The organism is Sulfurimonas iocasae (assembly GCF_047716755.1).
Classification (GTDB): domain Bacteria; phylum Campylobacterota; class Campylobacteria; order Campylobacterales; family Sulfurimonadaceae; genus Sulfurimonas.
Map to the genome: position 1 here is coordinate 1,898,286 of NZ_CP180409.1, position 20,329 is coordinate 1,918,614.

Genomic DNA, 20,329 nt, shown 5'->3' on the forward strand with positions numbered 1-20,329 from the left:
TTCCTTTGAATATAATCTACTCATATAAATATACATTTAGTGTTCCCTTAGTCTTCTAGGGAATAAAATATGTATAAAAATATATATCTAATAATATGGATATATATCATGGTAAATAGAAAATTAATTCGTGAACTGTTAAATGAGTCGGCATGTACTCATAATGATAAAAAAAAGAGTAGTTGTGATAAACCAAAACCTGGAGCAACAAGTGGTGGATGTGCATTTGAAGGTGCTCAAATTGCCCTATTTCCTTACGCAGATGCTGTACACCTTGTTCATGCTCCAGCTACATGTCAGGGAGCGTCATGGGAAACCAGAGCAACACCTACAAGCTATGAAGGGGAGAACAATACTATTACCGGATACTACACAGATGTCACTACAAATGATGTAATATTTGGAGGTGATAAAAAGCTCGAAGACTCCATTGAGTATGTAATAGAGCATAAGAATCCAAAAGCTGTATTCGTTTATGAGACATGCGTGACGGCAATGATTGGTGATGATATGGATAGTGTTTGTGCTCGTATGCAGGAGAAATATTCTCTTCCTGTTGTAGTTGTACACTCACCTGGATTTGTTGGAGGTAAGAACTTAGGTTCCCGCCTTGGTGGAGAAGCGGTGTTGAACCAGCTCATTGGTACTCGTGAGCCAAAAGAGATACACCCTTTTGGAATAAATCTTATTGGTGAGTACAATGTAACCGGAGATATGTGGCAGTATAAACCAATTTTAGAACGTATTGGCATAAAAGTTGTATCTACTCTTGCGGGTGACGGTAGAATAGAAGATATACAAACTGCACACACTGCAAAACTAAATGTAATCGTATGTGCAAAATCTCTAATTACACTTACACGAAAAATGCAAGAACGTTACTCCATACCTTACATTTCTGTATCTTTTTACGGTAAACGTGACACTTCAAATGCAATTCGTTCAATCGTAAATGCCTTTGGGGATGAAGAACTTAGTAAAAAAGCTGAAATAATTATATCTGAGGAAGAAGCCAACTTAGAAAAAAGACTTATTCCATACAGAAAAGTCCTAAATGGCAAAAAAGCCATCCTCAACACTGGAGGAAATAAATCTTGGTCAATAGCATCTGCACTGCAAGATGTCGGCATAGAAGTAGTAGCTACAAGCATCAGAAAATCTACGCTTGAAGATATAGAGATTGCTAAAGAGTATGTAGATATTTTAATGAAAGTTCCTGCAAATGAGCAGGCAAAACTTATAGATGAACATAATGTTGACATACTCTTGGCTGGTGGTAGAAGTCTCTATACTGCCATTAAAAAGAAAGTGGCTTTTGTTGATGTAAATCAGGAGAAGAAAGTAAGTTACGGAGCTTACGGTGGACTTGAAAACTTAGCAAAAGATGTATGTGCAGCGGTAAACAACCCAGTATTTAAAGTTGTAGGCGTTGCTGCACCTTGGGAAGAGTAAGGGACTAATCCCTTACTTTATAAATTTTCTTTCTCTCTTTGGAAGAGGGAATATCAAGTAGTTTTCTGTACTTAGTAATAGTTCTTCTAACCATTTTCATATTGAATCTCAGCATAACCTTATCAACTAAATCCTGATCTGTTAATGGTATATTATGGTCCTCATTCTCAATAAGATTCTGGATATAATTTTTTATTTCTGAAGATGATAGGTTTTTAGATACCGCATTTGTAAAAAATGACTTTAATGAAAATATTCCTCTGTCACACTTTATATATTTGTTTGAAACCGCTCTGCTTATTGTAGATTCTTCAAAACCTATGTCACTTGCAATTTGAGCCATAGTCATAGGTTTTAGTTCACTTCCTATGAAAAATCCCATTTGCCTCTCAACTATCAATAATACAAGTTTGTAAAGTGTAGATTTTCTAAGTTCAAGTAAGTTAACTAAATCTCTTGCCTCTTTTAGCTTATCTTTGAGCTCATCGTTTTTACTTTTAAATGGATCTTTTATAACAATATCTGGATAATAACTATGATTTATTTTTACAGATATATCATCTCCTACTTCAACAAAAAAATCCGGAACTATATAAGTATTTTCTTCCTGAAAATCTACGGCTGGCGGTGATTTAAACCTCTTAATTATATCTGTAGCTTCATCAAATCTATGATGTTTATGAAACTTGTCAATATTTTTTAAGTTTTGTATAATTTTTTGAATAAATTTATTTAGCTCTTCATCAATAAAAAGTTGGGATAGTTGAAACTCGAATGATTCAATCAAATCTTTAGCTCCAATCCCGCTAGGATCTAAGTAGCAGAACCTTTCTCTTATCTTCTCAACAAAGTCATTTGTAGTATTGCACTTTAGCGCTATTGATTCTATGTCACCTTCAAAGTAACCATCACTGTCAATATATAGAAGAATCTCATGAGCTACTTTTTGCGAATTAGGTGTTGGGAAAAGTGGAGCTTCAAGTTGATTTAAAACTACATCATGCAGAGAATCTTTATGTAGATTTATCTCTTCAATAAAACCACCGCTTGAGTAGTTTGATTCAAAAGATGATTGGTACTCTAAAAATGGATTCTCAAAACTATGTTCTTTAAATATAGTCTCCAAATCTTGAACCGGAGCTTGTAGTAATGGTAGCCAAAGTCTAAGAGATAGTTGTAAACCCTGCTTCTGACTTGTATTTAAATTAAATGTACTGGACATATATAATTATACTCAAACCACTAAGGGTTTGAGTCCAAAAATTGTGCAAAAAATATGCAGTTTTTAGTACTTAAGTCTAACTAAACCATTTGGTTTAGCAACTTTCATTTGACATGAAAGACGTGACTTTGGAGTACAAGTACCTGAACAAATCTCTTTAAGAACTTTTACTTCCTTTTCAGTCTTATCAGTTAAAAATTCCATTCCCGATTCAACTTCAACTACACATGTACCACATTCACCATCACGACATCCAAAAGGAAGTGCTGAACCACTAGCCTCTACGATATCTTGGATTGTACTACCTTCTTTTACATTGATTGCTAAAAAATCATTTACAATTTCTACTCTTGTCGTCATTTTAACTCCTTAATTTTATTTCATATCTAACGCTTGGTTTGACTAGGTGTCAAGCTCACGCACCTTTGTGCTTTTTAATTCTTGTTTTTATTGTAGGAATGGTTTGATAATAACATCACCCTTAACAAGTGTTTGACATGCAAGTCTGACTTTTGGACTAATTGTAAACTGCTGACAATGCTCAGCATCTTTAGACTTAAGTGCACCAATTTCAATTAGCTTATCAAGTTCTTTATCCTCAATATAGTTTGTTGGCTCTTCATCCTCTATATTTTCATATTTTATCAAACAACTACCACACTCACCATCTTGACATTCAAAATTAATAGGAACCCCATTATCTTTTGCCAATCTTACAATTGGTTCACCCTTTGGCGCATGATAAAGACCATCTTTATCTTTGTCAAAACCCATAAAAATCACTTTTGCCATCTTTCTCTCCTTTTATTTTAGATTGCTACTTATCTTCTTTGCTCATCTTTTGTCTATGAGCTTTCATGGCTTCACGTTCTAGAGCCTCTTCACTAACATAACCGTCTTCAATAGATTCAAGTTCATGTTCTCTACACCCGATAATTTCTACTTCCATTTCAGCACCGAAAAAATGCACTTCATAAACTCTAATAACTTGTAAAAACTCACCCATGTCTTTTATGTAACCGATGCTGCCCTTTGGCATCATCAATGTTCCAATCTTGGCATGTGGATAAGTCCCATCATTTACAATGTCTTCTAAGAGTTTTACCTTTTGTCCGGTCCGATACTTTGGTTCATCTTCATCTCTACCAGAACGACTTGCCGTAATACTGTCATACAGCTTTACGTCTGGATCGAAGATTTGCTTAGCATCCACAACTGTTTCCAGGAGATGGTGTACAACTCATACAACCACTTAGTTTTCCATCTTTAAACATATCCCAAACATCAGCTGCGCTTGGAGCATAACCATTAGCAAACTCTCCATATACTTTAAGAAGAGAGTACTTTAAAAAGTCAAGAAGTCTTTCCTCTTCTTCTAAAAGATTTGCTATACCGGTTTTAATTAGTGCCCCATACTCTTTTAATATATGAAATCTCTTTACATTAACAAGACTTGAGTCATAATCTAGGTCAAAAAAAATAAAATAATCTTCCGCATCAGTCAGTTCATAGAACTCATCCAATGACTTTGTCTTAGCATTCATAAATCATTCCTTTAGCTACATGGTGTGTCAATATTACTTGTCATAATATACGGCACATTCTGTATTTTTTTATTTACCTGAGTAGTGAGAGCATCTGTATCTTTTTCACCAGTACGGATTCGCTCAACACCACCAACTTCTAGCCACCATATTTTTCCAGCACCTCTTCCTAAGTCGTGACAATTACTTCTTATACACTCCATTGCTGCAGTTCTATGATCTTCATCTGATACAACAATTTCAAGCTTTGCTTTTTCAACTAAGTCAGTAGGCTTGTTATCAGCTTCTGTCAATCCAAAAGATCCTTTACCAATAACATCACTCACTGTAATACCTTCAATATTATTAGAAAACAGATCTTCAAGTACATTTTTTAAGTTATTTTTATTTATAACAGCCATTACTAAATACATTTTAATCTCCTAGTTCTGATTTTAATATAGTTACCCATCTCTCAATCCTTTCGTTAGTCTTTTGGGACTCATTATGTTCATCAATTGCTAAACCACAAAGTTTATCATCAATCTCAGCAAGTGAAAACTCATATGTGTAGTCATCTTTAGGTATATAACCTATTGACTTTGCTCCAGCACCGCTAAAAGTTTTATGAAGTTTTCCTAAAGCACTACAGAAATGTTCTCCATGTTTTTGACAGTCACCTGCTCCAAAATATGCAACCGTTTTGCCACTAAAATCTATGCCTTCATTTTCAATCTCTACTACAGCATCAACCCAGCTAAAGTGTAAATCCCCTTGTCCCCAAGTTGAACTTCCTAAAAAGAGAACATCATAAGCTAATAGTTGCTCTTCAACATCATCAAAGTCATCTTCCATATTTATTACATCATCTTCATCGATATCGAATGCTTTAACCAAAGCATCAGCCACCTTCATACTAGTTCCGCCTGCTGTTCCTACAAATACTCCATATTTACTCATATCAACTCCTATTTTTTATACTCATCATAAATTTTGATTGCATCACTCAGGAGCTTGTCACCCTCTTCAACCAGTTTTTCATATGTACGAAAAGAAAATCTATGTGCATCTTTAAAGAACTTATTTACAATAACAATTTTGTCAGCTATTACAACAGCTCTACCAAAACCTTCATGGCTCATCTCCATAACAACAGAACACATAACTCCAGTCTTTTTTTCAAAAGCAAGTGCTACCGCCTGATATACAAGTCTTATATCTTGTATTTGCATCTCATCGATGTCTGCAATAACAGGAATATTTTTAAGATCTTCTTTGCTCTTTACATATTTTTCTTTTAAAATATCTTCATCTTCTCTATTTGTCCAAGTACCAAACTGATCGAGTGCTCTAACTTGTCCGATAAGAGTATCTGTAAATAAACTTTCCATTATGCTGCCTTTTTTTCAATTATTTTTTTGATAAATGGAGGAGGATTTTCATTTATCATCTTTACAATTTTATTTAACTCATCATCAATAGAAACAATTTCTTTATACTTAATAGGAAATACTCCGCTACCAATAATCTTTGCTGCAGCAGTCGGTCCGATATTTGCAAAATAAACTATGTCTGTTCCTCCTAGAAGTCCTACTGTGGTGTCAGTATCTTTACTTATGATTTTGATTATTGAAGATATTTGAAAACCATTACTATTAATATCATATATATTAAACTGTTTTGCACTACCAAAGTGAGCATCTATATTTTCATTATCGTTTGTTGCAAAAGCAACTCTTAGACTACCTAGGCTCTCATCATTTGAAGTTATTTTTATAGTTGAACTCATATCGTACTCTCCATCTATTATTTAGATATAGAGATACACATAGTGTTCCTTAGAGGTTTTTTGTAGATAAAAAACTTGAAAGATCACTATCCATACTTAATAGATGCGTGTCAAACCAGCTTGGAAGTCCTTGAGTGTAGTAAGATTTAAGTATATTTTTTCCAATTCTTGTATTTGAGCCTTTTATAAAGTATTCCATTTCATAAAGTACTTTTTTATGCTCATCTGAATGCTCTCTAAGTCTTGGATATTTATGTGTAAGCATTAAATCTTCTTCATGACAAAAATGTATTTTTGTATGTTGTAAAATCTGAATCATTACATTTTTGTAATCTTGGATATCTTCACCTTTTTTTGAGTTATATATATCAACAAACTCTCTATGTTTACTATCCATCTCATCAAAATTCAGTAGGTGCTTTGTGTTATCAAATTCCATTAGTGTGCTCCATGATTGTGATTATTTATAATATTGGCAACTTCAAATAGCAAGTAACAGCTACCTTCATAGAGTGTGTCATTGACAAGTTGATTACCTACTGTCTCATAGTTTGGAAAACCTCTAAGAACCAATGCTTTTTTATGTTTATGCGCAATTGCTTCTCCGTGAAAATTACTTATTAAGAGGTCTGATTCTTCCAAAGCATTTTCTACATCTTCAAAGTCACCTACAATTATATTTTCACATGCCAAACCAGCTAAGACATTACTCTTTGTCGGAAGGACAACAGTTTTTATATTTGCACCGGCTTCTATTATCGTTGTTGCTATGGAGAGTGCCTGGTCGGCTTCAAGAGCTATAACTACATTTGTACCTCCAAATGCGAAATGAGTATCAAGTAGTGCATCTTGGAGTCTTTTTCTCCATCTCACTATACTTGGATTTGGTCTTGATATATTTTTATACTCCAGAAGAGACTTGTAAAACTCATCTGATTTTAAAAGTCCGCTTATAGTGTCAAAATGCAGATGCTTACTCTTTTGATTTATTTCTAAAAACTTTTTACCTGCTTTTTTTACAGAGTCTCCGATAGTTATTACAACTGCACTGTCACCAAGCTCCTTAATATCTTCTACACTTATGCCGCCACTGCTCAGTGCTCCCTGCTTTAGTCCTAAGTGTCCATCAAGTGATTCACTCAAATCCGGAAGTGCAAATACTTCAAACCCAAACAAAGATATCTGTTCTTTTATCTTTTCCACCTCAATCGGTGTAAGGTTAACATTTGGGATTAAAAGAGCTTTTTGAGTATTAAGTATGTTTTTAGGCTCTATTAGTTGTTCTATAACAGCCTCTACAGATTTTGCAAAACCACTCTCTAGTCCACCTTCAAAGTCTGGTGTGTGAACATATGCCATAAGTTGCGTATCTTTAAGTAAAAAAGTAGCCCCTTTTATATCATCACCTTTGGTCTCTGTCATACCCGTGGTAAAAAGACCAACTAAATCAGGCTTTACTTTTTTGGTTATGTTTTTAACAGCTTCACTTATAGAGTAATCACCACCGTCAATTACTGCTGTTATATCATTAACTGCCGTTGTCTGTACTGCAATCGGGTCACTAAAATGACGGGTAAAAAATACTTTTGAAAAAGAGGCACATCCTTGTGCTCCATGCATTAATGGCATACAATTTTTTATGCCTAAAAAGCATAGTAATGCTCCCATAGGTTGTGATAATTTTATTGGATTGATTTGTAATGGTTTGCTCATAATTAATTCCTATCTAAAGGAATATATACATTTTTTATTCCATAGATATTTATAAGAAAACTTTCATATCCAACTCCTTTAGATTTATTTTGCTACAGTTTCTTCTATATGTAGTGTTGTTTTAAGTTATATAAAAGTATTAAAATATTAAAATTTTACTTACTAGTAAGTAAGTCATGTTGCAAATAATAAAACTATACTAAAATATCAGGAAAAAACCATGCAAGTACCGACACCAGAACAAGTGGAAAATATGATGACAGAAAAAATTGGTATCAAAAAAGAAGAGATAGCATTTTTAGTCAAAATCATTAAACATGCACATAATAGTGCTTTGATTGGAAATGCAAAAACTGCATTTGATATATACGCGAGTTAATCTTATGGCTAAAAAATCAAAAAAAGAGTTAATCTTAACAACTGCAATAGAAAATTTTTCCAAGTTTGGTTATGAAAATACAAATTTAGATCTTATTGCTAAAGAGTGTAGTATTACTAAACCAGCAATTTATTACCACTACAAAGATAAAGCAACGCTTTATGAAGCTGTTGTTTGTTCCCAATTCTCAAAGCTTGCTCAAATTATTGAAGAAAATACATTAGATGGTGATGCTAAACATAAACTCCATAACTATATTCATACTTTTGGTTCATTCCTTATTTCAAATCCAACTTTTAGTTCTATTTTTGCGAGAGAAATAGCAAGCGGAGCAACAACACTTCCACTTAAATGTTCAATATTTCTCTCTCGTACCCTTTCTAGATTGATGCAGATTTTAGAAGAGGGTGTAAACCAAGAAATTTTTGAAGAGGAGAATCCCTTTCTGATTCAGATGATGATTGTTACAACACTTACTTCTTACAATACTACTAAACCACTCAGAGAGAAGGTCCTCTCTGTTTTAAAAGATAAAAGTAAACTACTTGAAGTTGAATTTGAAAACATAATTGAGTCACTTTCAAGAAAAATTATAAAAGGATTACTATGTTAAAAAAGTTACTAATAGTGTTCTCTTTGCCTTTTATACTAAGTGCACACTCTATGCCAGAACTTTTTGATGCACTCAAGAGTCATTCTCAAACAAAATCTGATGAGATGGTGGTAAAAAAAGCAGAGATTTATGAAGATTTAGCCGCTGCAAAGCTTTACCCTAAGATAAATCTTTTTGTAAGTCATGACTACTACACTACACCAACAAATATGTTACCAGTCCCGCCAAACACAGTAAAAGACCCTAATGTCGCACAACCATTTAGTGATAATATTACTCGAGAAGGTGCTGCATTTACTATGCCTCTTTTTGTGAAATCTATTTTTACTATGGTTGATAAAGCCAATGTAATGCAAAAGAGTGCAAAAGTAAAGAAGTATATAAATCTTCTTGAAAATGAAGCAGTGATAGTAGGGAGTAATGCAAATCTTATCTACTTGGAAGCAGTTCAAAAATCTTTAAATGCAAAGGAAAAGTCACTACAAGAGACGAAAAAAACTTTACAAATTAAAGTAGATAACGGAAGAGTTGCCGCATCAGCGCTTTATAAGATAAATGATAGTCTCAACCAAATCAGCATTAACAAGAATAATATTGACCTTCAAAAGAAAAAACTCATTAGCATAATAGATTCTCTTACTGGGATAAAACTTGAAGTGCCTGTTAGCATGAAATTCAATGGTAATATTGATAGTAGCAAAGGTTTGTTTTCACTCGAGCCTTTCAGGGTGAAAATAGCCGCTGATAAATTAAATGTAAAAGCCGAAAAAGAGAAACTTTACCCTGCACTTTTTGCCCAAGGCTCTTATACTTTTTCTCAAGGAACCGCATACAACAATGATAAAAGTGTAAATGAAGAGTATGGAAATATAGGCGTGGTTTTGAATATACCACTGCTTCAAATGGATAATTATAGTGAAATTTCTTTAGCAAAAATAGAAGTTAAATCTGGTGAAGTAGAATTATCAAAAATGACAGATGAACTACAATCAAAAGCGCAGATGCTAGAAGAGTCGCTACCGCTTTTAGATAACTCTGTGAAGCTTTATATGCAAAGTATAGAAGATAAAAAACAACTACTTGAGATTGCAAAACTGAACTTTAAAAATGCAAGACTCTCAACTGAAGAGTACTTAAGATATGAAGATGATGTTGTTTCGGCGGAAGCTGAGCTTTATAAGGCAAATTCTGAAGTGATACAAACAAAAATGCAACTAGCAGTTATATATGCCAATAATATTGAGGAGATGGTGAAATGAATAAATATCTAAAAGTAGGTTTAAGTATAGCCGTTATTGCAGCACTTGGTGTTGCCGGGGTTAAAAAAATTCAATCAGCCAGAGCCGCTGATGCGGCGATGCAAAAAGCAAAAGTTTACCCTATTGTAGTAAGGACTATGACACCAACATTAGTTGATGCAAAACTCTCTCTTCCCTATATTGCAGAGGTGCAAAATGACAAGGATGTTATGCTCTCTTCAAGAATTGCTGCAAGAATTATTAGTATAAAAAACAGTGGTACATCTGTTAAAAAAGGTGATGTAATCGTACAACTCGATACAACCAGCATAGAGGGTAATCTTAAAAATATTCAAAACCAAATAATTGCTGAAAATATTGCACAAGAGAACTTAAAAGCGACTCACAAAAGAACAACAGAGCTTCTTAATGTACAGGGTGCATCAATAGAAGAGTCTCAAAATGAGGCGACTATGATAGCAGCGATTGAGGCAAAAATAGCAGGTCTTAAACAACAAGAGATAGAGTTAAATAATAATCTCTCTTATGCAGTAATCACTTCACCCGTTGATGGTGTAATAGCAAAAAGTATGGGAAGCAATGGAGCTATGAGCATACCAGGCACTCCACTTGCTAAAATTAGTTCTAAAAATGGTTTTTATTTGATGGTTAGAGTACCTACTAGTATAAATATAAAAGGAGTAACTTTTAATGGTAAAGATTTTCCTGCTATTTCACTTGAAAGCACTCTTCACGGTTTGGCAGAGTATAAAGTTTATACAGGAGATTCCAAGCTTACCAGTGGTGATAGAGCAGAAGTGGATGTGATTACTTATAACGATAAAGGTATTCTCTTAGAATTTGATGCACTTCTTAACCGTAATGGTAAAAGTTATGTTCTTGTTGTAAATGGCAATAAAGCAGAGGCAAAAGAGGTACATATACTTGATAGCGCCGAGCAAGGAGTTGTTGTGTCTGAGAGCTTCAATGGTGAAAAAATCGTTATCGCAAAACCAGATATTTTACTGAAACTCACAAGTGGTTATGCATTAGAATTAAAGGACTAAAAGATGTTTGAGTATTTTTATAAAAGACCTTATCTTCTCTACTCAATAATCAGCGCATTTTTTATAATGGGGATCATTGCTTTAATAACTCTGCCAAAAAATTTATTTCCAGATGCAAATCCACCTCAAGTTGTAGTTATTACTGCCGTTCCAGGTGCTACTGCTCAAGTCGCTGCATCTACTGTTTCTAAACCCATAGAGCAAGAGATTTCACGTTTAGGACTTGTTACGAATGTGAGTAGTATAAATGTTGCAAACTACTCTATAGTAAAAGCTGAATTTGAGTATGAGAAAGGTTTAAATGCGGCAGCGGTTGATGTTGCAAATGCTTTAAGCATCGCTCGTGCGAAGATACCTGCAGGACTTAATCCCGCTGTTTATACAGCGGGAGACTTTACTCTTCCTGTTGATATTATCTCACTTACTCCAAAAAATAGCGGTGTTGATTTGGCTGATATCAGAAAAATAGCGGACAGTTTCATAAAACCATATCTTTTAAGCAACAAAAATATAGGAAATGTTGAAGTGTTTGGTGGATTTGAGAGTTCCATAAACATCGAGATAGATCCTTTTAAAGCAAAGCGTTATAATATCGATTTTGAAGAGATTGTTAAAGCCATAAGAGCGCTTAATCGTGATATGCCTATTGGCTTTATCAAAGGTGACAATGATTTTTACACAGTAACTTTTTATGGGGAAAAAGACAATGTAGAGCGTCTTAGACAACTCCCAGTGATGCCAAATGTACATCTAGGAGACGTAGCAGACATTAAGTGGAGCTATGAAAAAAGAACAAGTGGATACATGGGAAATGGCAAAGGAGCTATTGCTCTTTCTGTTCAGCGTGCACCAGGCGGAAGCGTACTTGATGTAAGTAAAGCTGCTCGTGCTGAGATGCAAAAACTTGAAGTTCAGTACCCTAATATTAATTTTGAGATAAGTGATACACAAAGAGATCTTATAGAACAAGCAAATTCCAATATGCTTGATGCTCTTAAAGATGCTATTATCTATACTCTTATAGTTATTATGATTTTTTTGGGCAATTTTAGAGCGATTATAGCAGCTGGCTTATCTATACCTATGGTTTTTTTCTCTACTATGGCTATTATTTGGTTGACCGGTGGAGAGTTAAACATAGTAGTTTATACTGCAATTATTTTAGCACTAGGAATGCTTGTAGATGATGCCGTTGTTGTTTTAGAAAATATAGAAAGACATCTAAATGAAGTACATGAAAACTTACAGGATGCTATTAAAAATGGAACAAAAGAGGTTTTAAATCCTATTTTTGCTGGGACTATTGCTACAGTTGTTATTCTTTTTCCACTTATGTTTATTGGCGGATATCCACAAAAGATTTTTAGACCACTAATTGAGACTCTTATAATTGCTCTGTTTGTAAGTTGGTTTTTATCTATAACATTTATACCGCTACTCTCAGCATGGTTATATAAAAACGGAACAGGTAAAACAAAAATAGAAAAAAAGTTTGATATTTTTTATAACAACACAATCGGTAGATTAATTACACCTTATGTAGGAATTATCAAATTTTCAAATGGAAAGTTTAGAATTTTTCGCCGTATCTTGCTTACAGTTGGCGTTATCTTTCTTCTTGGTATTAGTTTAAAAAATATTATGCCTACTATCGGAAAAGATGCTATGCCACCAATGGACACAGGTATTATAAAAGCTCAGATTGCTTTTAGTGCAAATGAAACCGTTGAGAGTGCAGAGATAAAAATCAAACCGACATTGAAGTGGTTACAAAATCAAGAATGGGTAAAAATGAGTTCTGTTGCCTTTGGCACAGAACCGGGAGTTTTATCTTTAGGAAGCGGAAATTTACCTGCTGAGGCGACTATTACCATTAACTGTGTCAATAGGTTTGAGCGAGAAAAAACTCTTTGGGAACTTGAAGATATTATTCGTGAAAAACTCTCTCGCATAGAGGGTATTAAACGTAACGATGTATTTGATTTTGGAGCAACGGCACTCTCAAGCATAAAAGCGACTGTAGATGTAAGACTCTCTTCTGCAGTTGTTGATGGTTTGAGTGATAAATCACACCTAGTCCAACAAGCACTTAGTGATGTGGCAGGACTTACATCTGTTAGTACAAGTTGGGATAAAGACTTTATGGAAGTTGAGTTAAGCATAGATGAGAATAAGGCACTAAGTTATGGAATTACACCATATCAAATCGCAATGCAGCTTCCTATAAAAGGTGAGATAATCGGACTAAATGCAAATTTAGAATCCATGAATACTCAGTTTGTAAGGCTCTATTTAAAAGGTAAATTTTCTCAAAATATTGAGACTTTAAGGCTTCTTCCAATTGCAACACCGATGGGAGAGATACCGCTGTCTCAAATAGCGACACCAAAAAGACATCTTACATTTGCAAAAATTGAGCGTGATAAAATGCTCTACTCCATAGATGTAAATGGTTACCGTTCTAAACGCCCAGTTACTCACTTAACTGATGACACGATTGAAGCGTTAAAAAATGTAAAACTTAACGATGTAGTAGTTGAGCAAACAGGTGATATAGCTCAGATTGAAGATAGTTTTAATCGTATGATAAAAGCTATAGGACTTGGAATCTTAATTCTTATTATGACTCTTATTGCTATCTATCGTTCTGTAAGAATGGCACTTATTATGATTGTGGTTTTGCCTCTTTCTATGATTGGGGCTGCGTGGGGAATGTTACTCTTTGGAAAACCTAGCTGTATGCCGAGTCTTTTAGGAATACTACTACTCTTTGGTATTATTATCAAAAATGCGGTTCTTCTCATCGACTTCTACCAAAAGTATAGAGAAGATGATGAAACCCCTTTTGATAGCGCTGTTGAATCTGTAAGAGTGCGTTTCCGTCCAGTTATGATGACAGCTTTTGGTACTATTGCAGGAATGATTCCTATAGCACTAGAGCAAGCAGTCGGGCTAGAACGTTTAAGTCCTTTAGCAGATGTGGCAATAGGTGGACTTTTAGTTGGTACACTTCTAACACTTATATATGTTCCAATGTATGCATATATATTTGATAAGGACAATAAAACGAATCCTGTAAAAAAAGCAGAAGAAGCACTACTTTCATGAGGAGTCAAAATGAATGATATAGCTTGTCATACTATGAATGAAGGTGAAATTTTAAATGGGACTCATACAGAGTATCCATTTTTTCACGGTATTATATATGGTGATAAAATAAGTAGCGCTAAACTTTCAAAAAGACTTAGTTGCAGTATAAAGCATATGCCGTTGCGTTTAGAGTTTAATTTTGAATACGATACTTTAAAAGCAATAGAAAATGGAATAACAAAAGACCCTACATTTGTATTAAACGGTAAAAAATTTTTAGAGGGTTTAGTCCAAGTAGAAGAGATAATCAAAGCATTTGAGAGGAAGTTAAATGAATGAATTTTTTAAATATGGCGAAAAAGTTGAAGGTTACGATGTAAGAGTTGTAAATGAGAGAGAAGCAAGGGCAGCCGCTGGAATACTTTTTGCCATAGGAATACTTAGTCTCATGAATGCTACCATGCTTGGTCATGTTGTAGTGACAAAGTTTTTTATCTCATTCTTTACACTTGACTTTTTATTGAGAGTTATAAATCCAAGTTATTCTCCAAGTTTATTACTTGGTCGTGTATTTGTGCAAAATCAAATACCAGAGTATGTGGGGGCTGCGCAAAAAAGATTTGCTTGGTCCATAGGTTTGGTACTTGCAGTTCCGATGTTTTATCTTTTAGTTATTGACTTTCAACCTAATCCTATTAAGGTTTTTATCTGTATATTGTGTTTGATATTGCTAATAGCTGAGTCTGCCTTTTCTATATGTTTAGGCTGTAAGATATATAATTTTGTAATGAGTTCCCGCGCAACTCATTGTCCTGGTGGTGTGTGTGAGATAGTAAAAAAAGATAAAATTCAAACTTTTAATCCAGTGCAAATATTGATAGTTATTTTAGTTTTAATAGCTTTTTCTTCTGGACTTTATGCTTACTTTACTAAAGTTGAAAGCAAGACTTTTCTTGCAAAAAAAATCAAAATGATGACGCTTAGTGATGCAGAATTGCAAGCAATAAAAGATGCAAAGCTTGAGGCAGAAGCAGCAGAATTTTTTGCAGATGATGATTTCTAGGAGTTAAGAATGAAAAAGTCTGGTGTGTGAACATATGCCATAAGTTGTGTATCTTTAAGTAAAAAAGTAGCCCCTTTTATGTCATCACCTTTGGTCTCTGTCATACCAGTGGTAAAAAGACCAACTAAATCAGGCTTTACTTTTTTGGTTATGTTTTTAACAGCTTCACTTAATTAATTCACTTGATATAAAGCTTTAATACTTGCGAACACTGCAACAGGTAGTGATAATGATAAAGAAAAATTATTATTTCAATTGCAATGTAACTTCATGATAATCTGAATGATTTGTTGATTCACATCCAAACCCACGAAAAGAGGCTATCTTTTGTAAATTTTGAACTTCTTGTTCTGTAGAAACAATCATTTTTAAAGAATCTCCAGTATAACTGTTAAGAGTTGCTTTGAGTTGGTGCATTGCATCTGGAATTGGAAGATTTCTACGATGGTCAAGTGGTTTTCCTCTTGTGTCTAGTACCCCATCTTTTAAATTTAAAGGTACTTGGTATTCACTCATAAGTCTTTTTGAAGAACTCTTCCAACCAGCTTTATCTAAATCTGCTCTTCCAAAAAGTGCACAGTGACAAGTTCCGTATTCTTTGATTTCATCTTCAACATACTCACATGGGCACATCATTTTTTTGTTTAACTCTGCATCGCTTGAAGGCTCAAAACAAGGACAAAAACGTTTTGAAAAAGTAGCTTCCATTTCACTCAACCAAATTTTTAGGTTTGTTGACATCATCCAGCTAGGATTGAGTGCATAATTATTTTTAGCAATATATTTTTGCATCCACTTATCTTGCTTTTTCACCTTTTCTCGGTATTTCCATAAATCTTTAAAAAAACCAATCATCATATTTAACATTAGTTATTCCTTTTTTCTGTTTTTGATTATATCAAAATTTACACATATAATGTCATTTTTAAAGAATCAAGACGATGGATTAAAAGATATTATTCTAAAGACTGTAGAACTTCATTATACTCATCCTAGAATCAGAGCTGTATACAGAAGTTTAAGAACAAATTTACTTTACCTATTTACATATAAAATAATAAAAAGTAGAAAAGTAAGCACCCGTTTTTACTATTAAGTCTGATTTTATAAATATACTCTTATTTGTGGCTATTTAAAATAGTTGTATAATGAAGAAATAAGTTTCATCTTTGAGGTATTCTTATTTTAAAAGAACTATAGAGACGTGATGAACATCTATTAGAGGCAAGGAGCAAGTATGGAAAATAGTAAATCAGGTAATTTTTGGTCCCCTTTAGCTGCTGGGGTAGGATTAGGTATCACACTTATAGGTATGTTCGTATTTACAGGTCATGGTTTAGGTGCTAATGGATTCTTTAAACGACTAACTATTTGGCTTAGTGATTTAAGCTTTTCTGAGTGGACACATGCAAATTCATATTTTAGTAATTTAGCTAGCAGAGGGAATCTATTTGATAAATGGATAAGTTGGGAAGTTTTAGGTATAGCCATAGGAGTTGTTGTTGGCAGTGTTTTAGCAAAAAGGTTTAAATTCAAAGTAGAAAAAGGCCTGAATGTCAGTATTCCCTTAAGACTTTTGTTGGCAGTTATAGGAGGAGTTTTAACTGGGTTTGGTGCCTCATTAGCAAGAGGATGTACAAGTGGACTTGGTCTCTCAGGTGGAGCAACCTTGGCTGTTGGTGCTTTTGTTCTCTTAATTGGATTTTTTATAGCTGGACTAGTAATGTCTAGACTTACAAGAAAGGTGTGGTAATGTACTATGTATCAGGAAATATTGAAATTTTTGTAGTGATTATTTTTGGTGCTATGTTTGGATATTTTTTGGAAGTTTCAGGTCTTGGAAGTCCAAAAAAACTAAATGCACAATTCACTTTAAAAGATTGGAGTGTTTTTAAAGTCATGTTTACTTCTATAGTTGTAGCTTCAATAGGATTATGGTTATTAAGTCTTTTCGAGTTGGTTGATTACTCAACTATGAGAATATCAACAACTTACTTCTGGGCAATGTTAATTGGAGGAGCTTTACTTGGGATAGGATTAAGTATTGGTGGATACTGCCCCGGGACTTCTGTTGTTGGACTTTTTAGTGGACGAATCGATGCTCTATTCTTTATGTTAGGTATTGTAATCGGTACAGTTATATTTGCTTCATCATTTGATTTTCTAAAACCTCTGTATATGGCTGGAGAAGGCCCAGCAAGACAAAGACTATATGAATTAGTAGATTTGCCAGTCTGGGTAGTTTTAATTGCATTAGTGATTATTGCAGTAGTCGGTTTTCGTATTGGCAATAAATTTGAAGCGAAGAACAATAGTGTTATCACTAGTAAAGATTTAAACGATGATGCTAATTTTTAACTCAAGTAATATATTCATATTAAAAGGTAAATAATGGGAGGACAACACAATCATAAAGTAAGCGGTAAAAATTTGTTTATCACTATCATATTAAATATAATTATAACGGTAGCACAGATAATTGGGGGGATTTTTTCTGGTTCATTAGCACTACTTAGTGATGCTCTACATAACTTTAGTGATGTACTAGCCTTAGTTATTGCCTATGGAGCAAATCGTCTATCTCTACGTCCTAACAATAAAAATAAAACATTTGGCTATAAACGAGCTGAAATATTAGCGACATTGTTTAATTCGTCGGTACTTATTGGTATTGGAGTTTTTCTAATTATTGAATCATTCCACAAATTCTATAACCCTGAAATTGTCAATTCTATTTGGGTTATTGGTTTGGGAATTTTAAGTATTGTGCTAAATACAGTTAGTGTAATACTGGTTAAAGATGATGCTCATGAGAACATGAATATTAGGGCAGCATATCTTCATCTACTTACAGATGTTATGACTGCAGTAGCTGTTGTAGTTGGTGGATTGCTTATGTACTACTTTCAACTCTATTGGGTTGATCCAATAGTATCATTAATAATAGCAATTTATCTTATCTGGGCGTCAATAGGACTGGTAAAAGAGTCAGGTGCAATATTGATGCAATTTACACCAAAGGGGATGGATATTCATAAAATTACTGAGATAATAATATCTGTTCCCCAAATTACTAATGTACATCATATACATTTGTGGCAGTTGAATGACCATAGTATTCATCTTGAGGCACATCTTGATTTTAATGAAAACTTATCAATTCAAGAGTCTAATAGTATTTTAGATATGCTTGAAAATAGCCTAGAAAAAACATTTGAAATTTCTCATACCACTTTTCAATGTGAATATAACAGGTGTGATAATAAAGATATAATTAAGAGCTAAAAAGGACTAACAATGAAAAAAAATATTTTATTATGTATATTTAGTGTAATGAGTTTATTTGCAGAAACACAAGCACTTACGTATTATAGCTATTAAGTTAATTTACATAGTAGATTGGTTGACTGGGCTTGCAGAGTATTGGAGAGGTGATAATGCAAGAGAATTTATTCAAGAATTTAATTTAATCAACAGTAAATAGAAAGCTGAGATTATTGAACACTACCTGAATTAATGCAAAAATTATTTCAATGGCTGATATATTAGTCTGATTGAACATCAAACTCTTTTGATATTAGAATTGGCGTTAGCATGTATTTTTTATTATAAATGTAGAACTATTTAAAAGTAGCTGTTGCAATACCGTGACAGTTAAAAAATTTAGTGATTTAAAAAATTTTTGAAAGTTCGGTGTGTAAGTGGTGGGTCCTATGTGACTCGAACACATGACCACTCCGTTATGAGCGTCACAGATATTTACTAAACTAAATATTATTAAAATCTACAAACTTCTTTTAAATACCTTATACTAGGTGTATGCAAGCATTGAATCTAAAATACTTCTATATTTATTTTTACTAAATATTTCTATTTTTTACTAAAAAAGTGGGGTAAAAAGTGGGGTATTCTGATATACTTCTTTTATGGGAACAAGAAAAGATTATAAAAAAACAAAGTATACTGGAATTTATGTAAAAGAAGATTCAAAATCTAAAGTTAAGACTTACTTAGCCAGAGCAAAGGTTAATGGTACTGAAATAGAGCAGATTGTAGGCTATTCTAATGATAAGTACAAGACAAATCCATCTTTAGCTTTTAACAGACGTGTAGAGCTTATAAACACTCATAAAGCGGGTCAATCAACTAAAAAATCAGATAACCCTACCTTAGATAAGTTTTTTAAAGAATTTCAGGAATTAAGAAAAAATACTATCTCAGAAAATAGACACAAATCGGCAGACTGGTTTTATGAAAAATATATACCTGTTTCACTTAGAAACAAAAAGCTAACTGCCATTACAAGTGTAGACTTTCAAAAAATCATAAATCAAATGATAGATGAAGATAAAAAGCCTAGTTATATAGTTACAGTTAAAGAGATATTTTCACCACTATATAAAAAAGCTATGGAGTATGGAATAGTTGATAAAAACATCACTGAACATCTTAAATTTCCAAAATATGATAACACTAGATATTTTTCATTGACTGATGATAAAGTAAAAGCTTTAGTAACTGAAATTATGAATATACCAGATAACTATTATCGTGTTATGTTTATGTTCTTACTGCGTGGTCGTAGAAGTAATGAAGTAAGATCTTTAGAGTGGGAAGATGTAGATTTTGAAAACAAATCATATGTTATTAAAGATGTAAACAACAAGACAAGAAAAAAAAATATTTATCTACTTGATGATGAGCTAATAGAGCATCTTAAGATAATCAAAAAAGAAAGTGGATTACTATTTCCCTCATCACGAACTGGCAAAAAAATGACAGCGATTCCAAAAAGTTTATGGAAGAGAATTCAAGAGAATGTAGGTATCACTATGCGTGTTCATGATTTTAGGCATTTGCTTGGATTTACACTTGTAAACAATAATGTACCGCTAGAGCATATCTCTAAAGCACTTGGGCATTCTAAAATAACTACTACTCAACGATATAGTAATCAAAAAGAGAAAATGGCAAAAGATGCTGTTGATGTGTTTTTAGGGATAGTTAATAATAAGTAATGGTGAATTAGAATTCAAAATCCGCTGCCTTCGGGCTTAGGGGTTCAAATCCCCTCTCTGGTACCACCCTATTTTACGGACTTTCAAAGCTTTTCATGCAAATCTTAAGAATTATGCAAAAGTTACTTTTTCCTACATTTTTACTACAGCTGTTTTATATTC

At 33.4% G+C, this 20,329-nt stretch carries 25 protein-coding genes; 12 read left to right on the forward strand and 13 right to left on the reverse strand.

Translation table 11 applies throughout. From position 1 onward, the window contains the following. The first annotated feature begins 108 nt into the window (after positions 1-108). On the forward strand, positions 109-1,452 hold the full coding sequence (gene nifE / locus ACLHDE_RS09645) for a nitrogenase iron-molybdenum cofactor biosynthesis protein NifE (protein WP_415396213.1): 1,344 nt from the start codon (positions 109-111) through the stop codon (positions 1,450-1,452). A 4-nt stretch (positions 1,453-1,456) separates the two neighbouring features. Here nifE and rpoN read toward each other — a convergent pair whose 3' ends face one another. From rpoN to nifN, 11 genes are all read right to left on the reverse strand, one after another. After that, positions 1,457-2,674 carry an RNA polymerase factor sigma-54 gene (gene rpoN, locus ACLHDE_RS09650; RefSeq protein WP_415396214.1) on the reverse strand — a complete coding sequence of 406 codons (1,218 nt, stop codon included), beginning with the start codon at positions 2,672-2,674 and terminating at the stop codon, positions 1,457-1,459. Positions 2,675-2,737: 63 nt separating this feature from the next. Further along, positions 2,738-3,034 carry a 2Fe-2S iron-sulfur cluster-binding protein gene (locus ACLHDE_RS09655; RefSeq protein ID WP_415396215.1) on the reverse strand — a complete coding sequence of 99 codons (297 nt, stop codon included), beginning with the start codon at positions 3,032-3,034 and terminating at the stop codon, positions 2,738-2,740. An 87-nt stretch (positions 3,035-3,121) separates the two neighbouring features. Continuing rightward, positions 3,122-3,466, reverse strand: a complete 345-nt coding sequence (locus ACLHDE_RS09660) for a 2Fe-2S iron-sulfur cluster-binding protein (RefSeq protein WP_415396216.1) — start codon at positions 3,464-3,466, stop codon at positions 3,122-3,124. A gap of 25 nt (positions 3,467-3,491) precedes the next feature. After that, the gene (locus ACLHDE_RS09665; protein ID WP_415396217.1) at positions 3,492-3,887 is read right to left on the reverse strand and encodes a nitrogen fixation protein NifZ; all 396 of its coding nucleotides are present in this window, start codon (positions 3,885-3,887) and stop codon (positions 3,492-3,494) included. Beyond that, positions 3,877-4,218, reverse strand: coding sequence for a nitrogenase-stabilizing/protective protein NifW (locus tag ACLHDE_RS09670; RefSeq protein ID WP_415396218.1), 342 nt, complete (start codon positions 4,216-4,218; stop codon positions 3,877-3,879). The genes ACLHDE_RS09665 and ACLHDE_RS09670 overlap by 11 nt, the downstream gene beginning before the upstream one ends. Positions 4,219-4,229: 11 nt before the next feature. After that, the gene (locus tag ACLHDE_RS09675; protein WP_415396219.1) at positions 4,230-4,631 is read right to left on the reverse strand and encodes a P-II family nitrogen regulator; all 402 of its coding nucleotides are present in this window, start codon (positions 4,629-4,631) and stop codon (positions 4,230-4,232) included. A gap of 1 nt (position 4,632) precedes the next feature. Further along, entirely contained in the window at positions 4,633-5,157 is a 525-nt protein-coding gene (locus ACLHDE_RS09680) for a flavodoxin domain-containing protein (RefSeq protein WP_415396220.1), read from the reverse strand. Positions 5,158-5,165: 8 nt separating this feature from the next. After that, entirely contained in the window at positions 5,166-5,588 is a 423-nt protein-coding gene (locus tag ACLHDE_RS09685; RefSeq protein ID WP_415396221.1) for a NifX-associated nitrogen fixation protein, read from the reverse strand. Beyond that, positions 5,588-5,986 (reverse strand): NifB/NifX family molybdenum-iron cluster-binding protein, encoded by a 399-nt coding sequence (locus ACLHDE_RS09690; RefSeq protein ID WP_415396222.1) that lies wholly within the window; start codon positions 5,984-5,986, stop codon positions 5,588-5,590. Before ACLHDE_RS09690 ends, ACLHDE_RS09685 begins: the two co-directional genes overlap by 1 nt. Positions 5,987-6,035: 49 nt before the next feature. Continuing rightward, complete coding sequence (locus ACLHDE_RS09695; protein ID WP_415396223.1) at positions 6,036-6,425, reverse strand: bacteriohemerythrin; 390 nt, start codon at positions 6,423-6,425, stop codon at positions 6,036-6,038. Further along, entirely contained in the window at positions 6,425-7,699 is a 1,275-nt protein-coding gene (gene nifN / locus ACLHDE_RS09700) for a nitrogenase iron-molybdenum cofactor biosynthesis protein NifN (RefSeq protein WP_415396224.1), read from the reverse strand. The genes ACLHDE_RS09695 and nifN overlap by 1 nt, the downstream gene beginning before the upstream one ends. Positions 7,700-7,919: 220 nt before the next feature. Between nifN and ACLHDE_RS09705 the strand changes: the two genes are divergently transcribed. From ACLHDE_RS09705 to ACLHDE_RS09735, 7 genes are read left to right on the forward strand one after another with little or no spacing between them, the layout of a single operon-like run. After that, a complete protein-coding gene (locus ACLHDE_RS09705; protein WP_415396225.1) occupies positions 7,920-8,078 on the forward strand; it encodes a hypothetical protein in 159 nt (52 codons plus the stop codon). 4 nt (positions 8,079-8,082) lie between these two features. Next, complete coding sequence (locus tag ACLHDE_RS09710) at positions 8,083-8,691, forward strand: TetR/AcrR family transcriptional regulator (protein WP_415396226.1); 609 nt, start codon at positions 8,083-8,085, stop codon at positions 8,689-8,691. Further along, entirely contained in the window at positions 8,685-9,950 is a 1,266-nt protein-coding gene (locus ACLHDE_RS09715) for a TolC family protein (RefSeq protein ID WP_415396227.1), read from the forward strand. The genes ACLHDE_RS09710 and ACLHDE_RS09715 overlap by 7 nt, the downstream gene beginning before the upstream one ends. Beyond that, positions 9,947-10,996 carry an efflux RND transporter periplasmic adaptor subunit gene (locus ACLHDE_RS09720; protein WP_415396228.1) on the forward strand — a complete coding sequence of 350 codons (1,050 nt, stop codon included), beginning with the start codon at positions 9,947-9,949 and terminating at the stop codon, positions 10,994-10,996. The genes ACLHDE_RS09715 and ACLHDE_RS09720 overlap by 4 nt, the downstream gene beginning before the upstream one ends. Before the next feature lie 3 nt (positions 10,997-10,999). Beyond that, a complete protein-coding gene (locus tag ACLHDE_RS09725; RefSeq protein WP_415396229.1) occupies positions 11,000-14,104 on the forward strand; it encodes an efflux RND transporter permease subunit in 3,105 nt (1,034 codons plus the stop codon). Positions 14,105-14,113: 9 nt separating this feature from the next. Next, positions 14,114-14,425 (forward strand): hypothetical protein, encoded by a 312-nt coding sequence (locus ACLHDE_RS09730; protein ID WP_415396230.1) that lies wholly within the window; start codon positions 14,114-14,116, stop codon positions 14,423-14,425. Continuing rightward, on the forward strand, positions 14,418-15,149 hold the full coding sequence (locus ACLHDE_RS09735) for a DUF4395 domain-containing protein (protein ID WP_415396231.1): 732 nt from the start codon (positions 14,418-14,420) through the stop codon (positions 15,147-15,149). Before ACLHDE_RS09730 ends, ACLHDE_RS09735 begins: the two co-directional genes overlap by 8 nt. On the opposite strand, the gene ACLHDE_RS09740 is transcribed toward ACLHDE_RS09735, so the two are convergent. Together ACLHDE_RS09740 and ACLHDE_RS09745 are read right to left on the reverse strand one after the other, a co-directional pair. Beyond that, on the reverse strand, positions 15,146-15,301 hold the full coding sequence (locus ACLHDE_RS09740; RefSeq protein WP_415398536.1) for a hypothetical protein: 156 nt from the start codon (positions 15,299-15,301) through the stop codon (positions 15,146-15,148). The two genes, ACLHDE_RS09735 and ACLHDE_RS09740, sit on opposite strands and share 4 nt — an antisense overlap. Positions 15,302-15,395: 94 nt before the next feature. Further along, complete coding sequence (locus ACLHDE_RS09745) at positions 15,396-16,016, reverse strand: ferredoxin-thioredoxin reductase catalytic domain-containing protein (RefSeq protein WP_415396232.1); 621 nt, start codon at positions 16,014-16,016, stop codon at positions 15,396-15,398. A 370-nt stretch (positions 16,017-16,386) separates the two neighbouring features. Between ACLHDE_RS09745 and ACLHDE_RS09750 the strand changes: the two genes are divergently transcribed. The 4 genes from ACLHDE_RS09750 (at position 16,387) to ACLHDE_RS09765 (ending at position 20,167) form a co-directional block, all read left to right on the forward strand. Further along, on the forward strand, positions 16,387-16,902 hold the full coding sequence (locus ACLHDE_RS09750; RefSeq protein WP_415396233.1) for a YeeE/YedE thiosulfate transporter family protein: 516 nt from the start codon (positions 16,387-16,389) through the stop codon (positions 16,900-16,902). After that, positions 16,902-17,507 (forward strand): DUF6691 family protein, encoded by a 606-nt coding sequence (locus tag ACLHDE_RS09755; protein WP_415396234.1) that lies wholly within the window; start codon positions 16,902-16,904, stop codon positions 17,505-17,507. Before ACLHDE_RS09750 ends, ACLHDE_RS09755 begins: the two co-directional genes overlap by 1 nt. 33 nt (positions 17,508-17,540) lie before the next feature. After that, positions 17,541-18,434, forward strand: a complete 894-nt coding sequence (locus ACLHDE_RS09760) for a cation diffusion facilitator family transporter (protein WP_415396235.1) — start codon at positions 17,541-17,543, stop codon at positions 18,432-18,434. Positions 18,435-19,075: 641 nt separating this feature from the next. Next, complete coding sequence (locus ACLHDE_RS09765) at positions 19,076-20,167, forward strand: tyrosine-type recombinase/integrase (RefSeq protein ID WP_415396236.1); 1,092 nt, start codon at positions 19,076-19,078, stop codon at positions 20,165-20,167. Positions 20,168-20,329 lie beyond the last annotated feature (162 nt).

Excerpts from the sequence above, each read along its gene's own strand:
- nifE (WP_415396213.1), top strand. The coding sequence starts at position 109 with ATGGTAAATAGAAAATTAATTCGTGAACTGTTAAATGAGTCGGCATGT.
- rpoN (WP_415396214.1), bottom strand. The coding sequence starts at position 2,674 with ATGTCCAGTACATTTAATTTAAATACAAGTCAGAAGCAGGGTTTACAA.
- ACLHDE_RS09655 (WP_415396215.1), bottom strand. The coding sequence starts at position 3,034 with ATGACGACAAGAGTAGAAATTGTAAATGATTTTTTAGCAATCAATGTA.
- ACLHDE_RS09660 (WP_415396216.1), bottom strand. The coding sequence starts at position 3,466 with ATGGCAAAAGTGATTTTTATGGGTTTTGACAAAGATAAAGATGGTCTT.
- ACLHDE_RS09670 (WP_415396218.1), bottom strand. The coding sequence starts at position 4,218 with ATGAATGCTAAGACAAAGTCATTGGATGAGTTCTATGAACTGACTGAT.
- ACLHDE_RS09675 (WP_415396219.1), bottom strand. The coding sequence starts at position 4,631 with ATGTATTTAGTAATGGCTGTTATAAATAAAAATAACTTAAAAAATGTA.
- ACLHDE_RS09680 (WP_415396220.1), bottom strand. The coding sequence starts at position 5,157 with ATGAGTAAATATGGAGTATTTGTAGGAACAGCAGGCGGAACTAGTATG.
- ACLHDE_RS09685 (WP_415396221.1), bottom strand. The coding sequence starts at position 5,588 with ATGGAAAGTTTATTTACAGATACTCTTATCGGACAAGTTAGAGCACTC.
- ACLHDE_RS09690 (WP_415396222.1), bottom strand. The coding sequence starts at position 5,986 with ATGAGTTCAACTATAAAAATAACTTCAAATGATGAGAGCCTAGGTAGT.
- ACLHDE_RS09695 (WP_415396223.1), bottom strand. The coding sequence starts at position 6,425 with ATGGAATTTGATAACACAAAGCACCTACTGAATTTTGATGAGATGGAT.
- nifN (WP_415396224.1), bottom strand. The coding sequence starts at position 7,699 with ATGAGCAAACCATTACAAATCAATCCAATAAAATTATCACAACCTATG.
- ACLHDE_RS09705 (WP_415396225.1), top strand. The coding sequence starts at position 7,920 with ATGCAAGTACCGACACCAGAACAAGTGGAAAATATGATGACAGAAAAA.
- ACLHDE_RS09710 (WP_415396226.1), top strand. The coding sequence starts at position 8,083 with ATGGCTAAAAAATCAAAAAAAGAGTTAATCTTAACAACTGCAATAGAA.
- ACLHDE_RS09715 (WP_415396227.1), top strand. The coding sequence starts at position 8,685 with ATGTTAAAAAAGTTACTAATAGTGTTCTCTTTGCCTTTTATACTAAGT.
- ACLHDE_RS09720 (WP_415396228.1), top strand. The coding sequence starts at position 9,947 with ATGAATAAATATCTAAAAGTAGGTTTAAGTATAGCCGTTATTGCAGCA.
- ACLHDE_RS09725 (WP_415396229.1), top strand. The coding sequence starts at position 11,000 with ATGTTTGAGTATTTTTATAAAAGACCTTATCTTCTCTACTCAATAATC.
- ACLHDE_RS09730 (WP_415396230.1), top strand. The coding sequence starts at position 14,114 with ATGAATGATATAGCTTGTCATACTATGAATGAAGGTGAAATTTTAAAT.
- ACLHDE_RS09735 (WP_415396231.1), top strand. The coding sequence starts at position 14,418 with ATGAATGAATTTTTTAAATATGGCGAAAAAGTTGAAGGTTACGATGTA.
- ACLHDE_RS09745 (WP_415396232.1), bottom strand. The coding sequence starts at position 16,016 with ATGTTAAATATGATGATTGGTTTTTTTAAAGATTTATGGAAATACCGA.
- ACLHDE_RS09750 (WP_415396233.1), top strand. The coding sequence starts at position 16,387 with ATGGAAAATAGTAAATCAGGTAATTTTTGGTCCCCTTTAGCTGCTGGG.
- ACLHDE_RS09755 (WP_415396234.1), top strand. The coding sequence starts at position 16,902 with ATGTACTATGTATCAGGAAATATTGAAATTTTTGTAGTGATTATTTTT.
- ACLHDE_RS09760 (WP_415396235.1), top strand. The coding sequence starts at position 17,541 with ATGGGAGGACAACACAATCATAAAGTAAGCGGTAAAAATTTGTTTATC.
- ACLHDE_RS09765 (WP_415396236.1), top strand. The coding sequence starts at position 19,076 with ATGGGAACAAGAAAAGATTATAAAAAAACAAAGTATACTGGAATTTAT.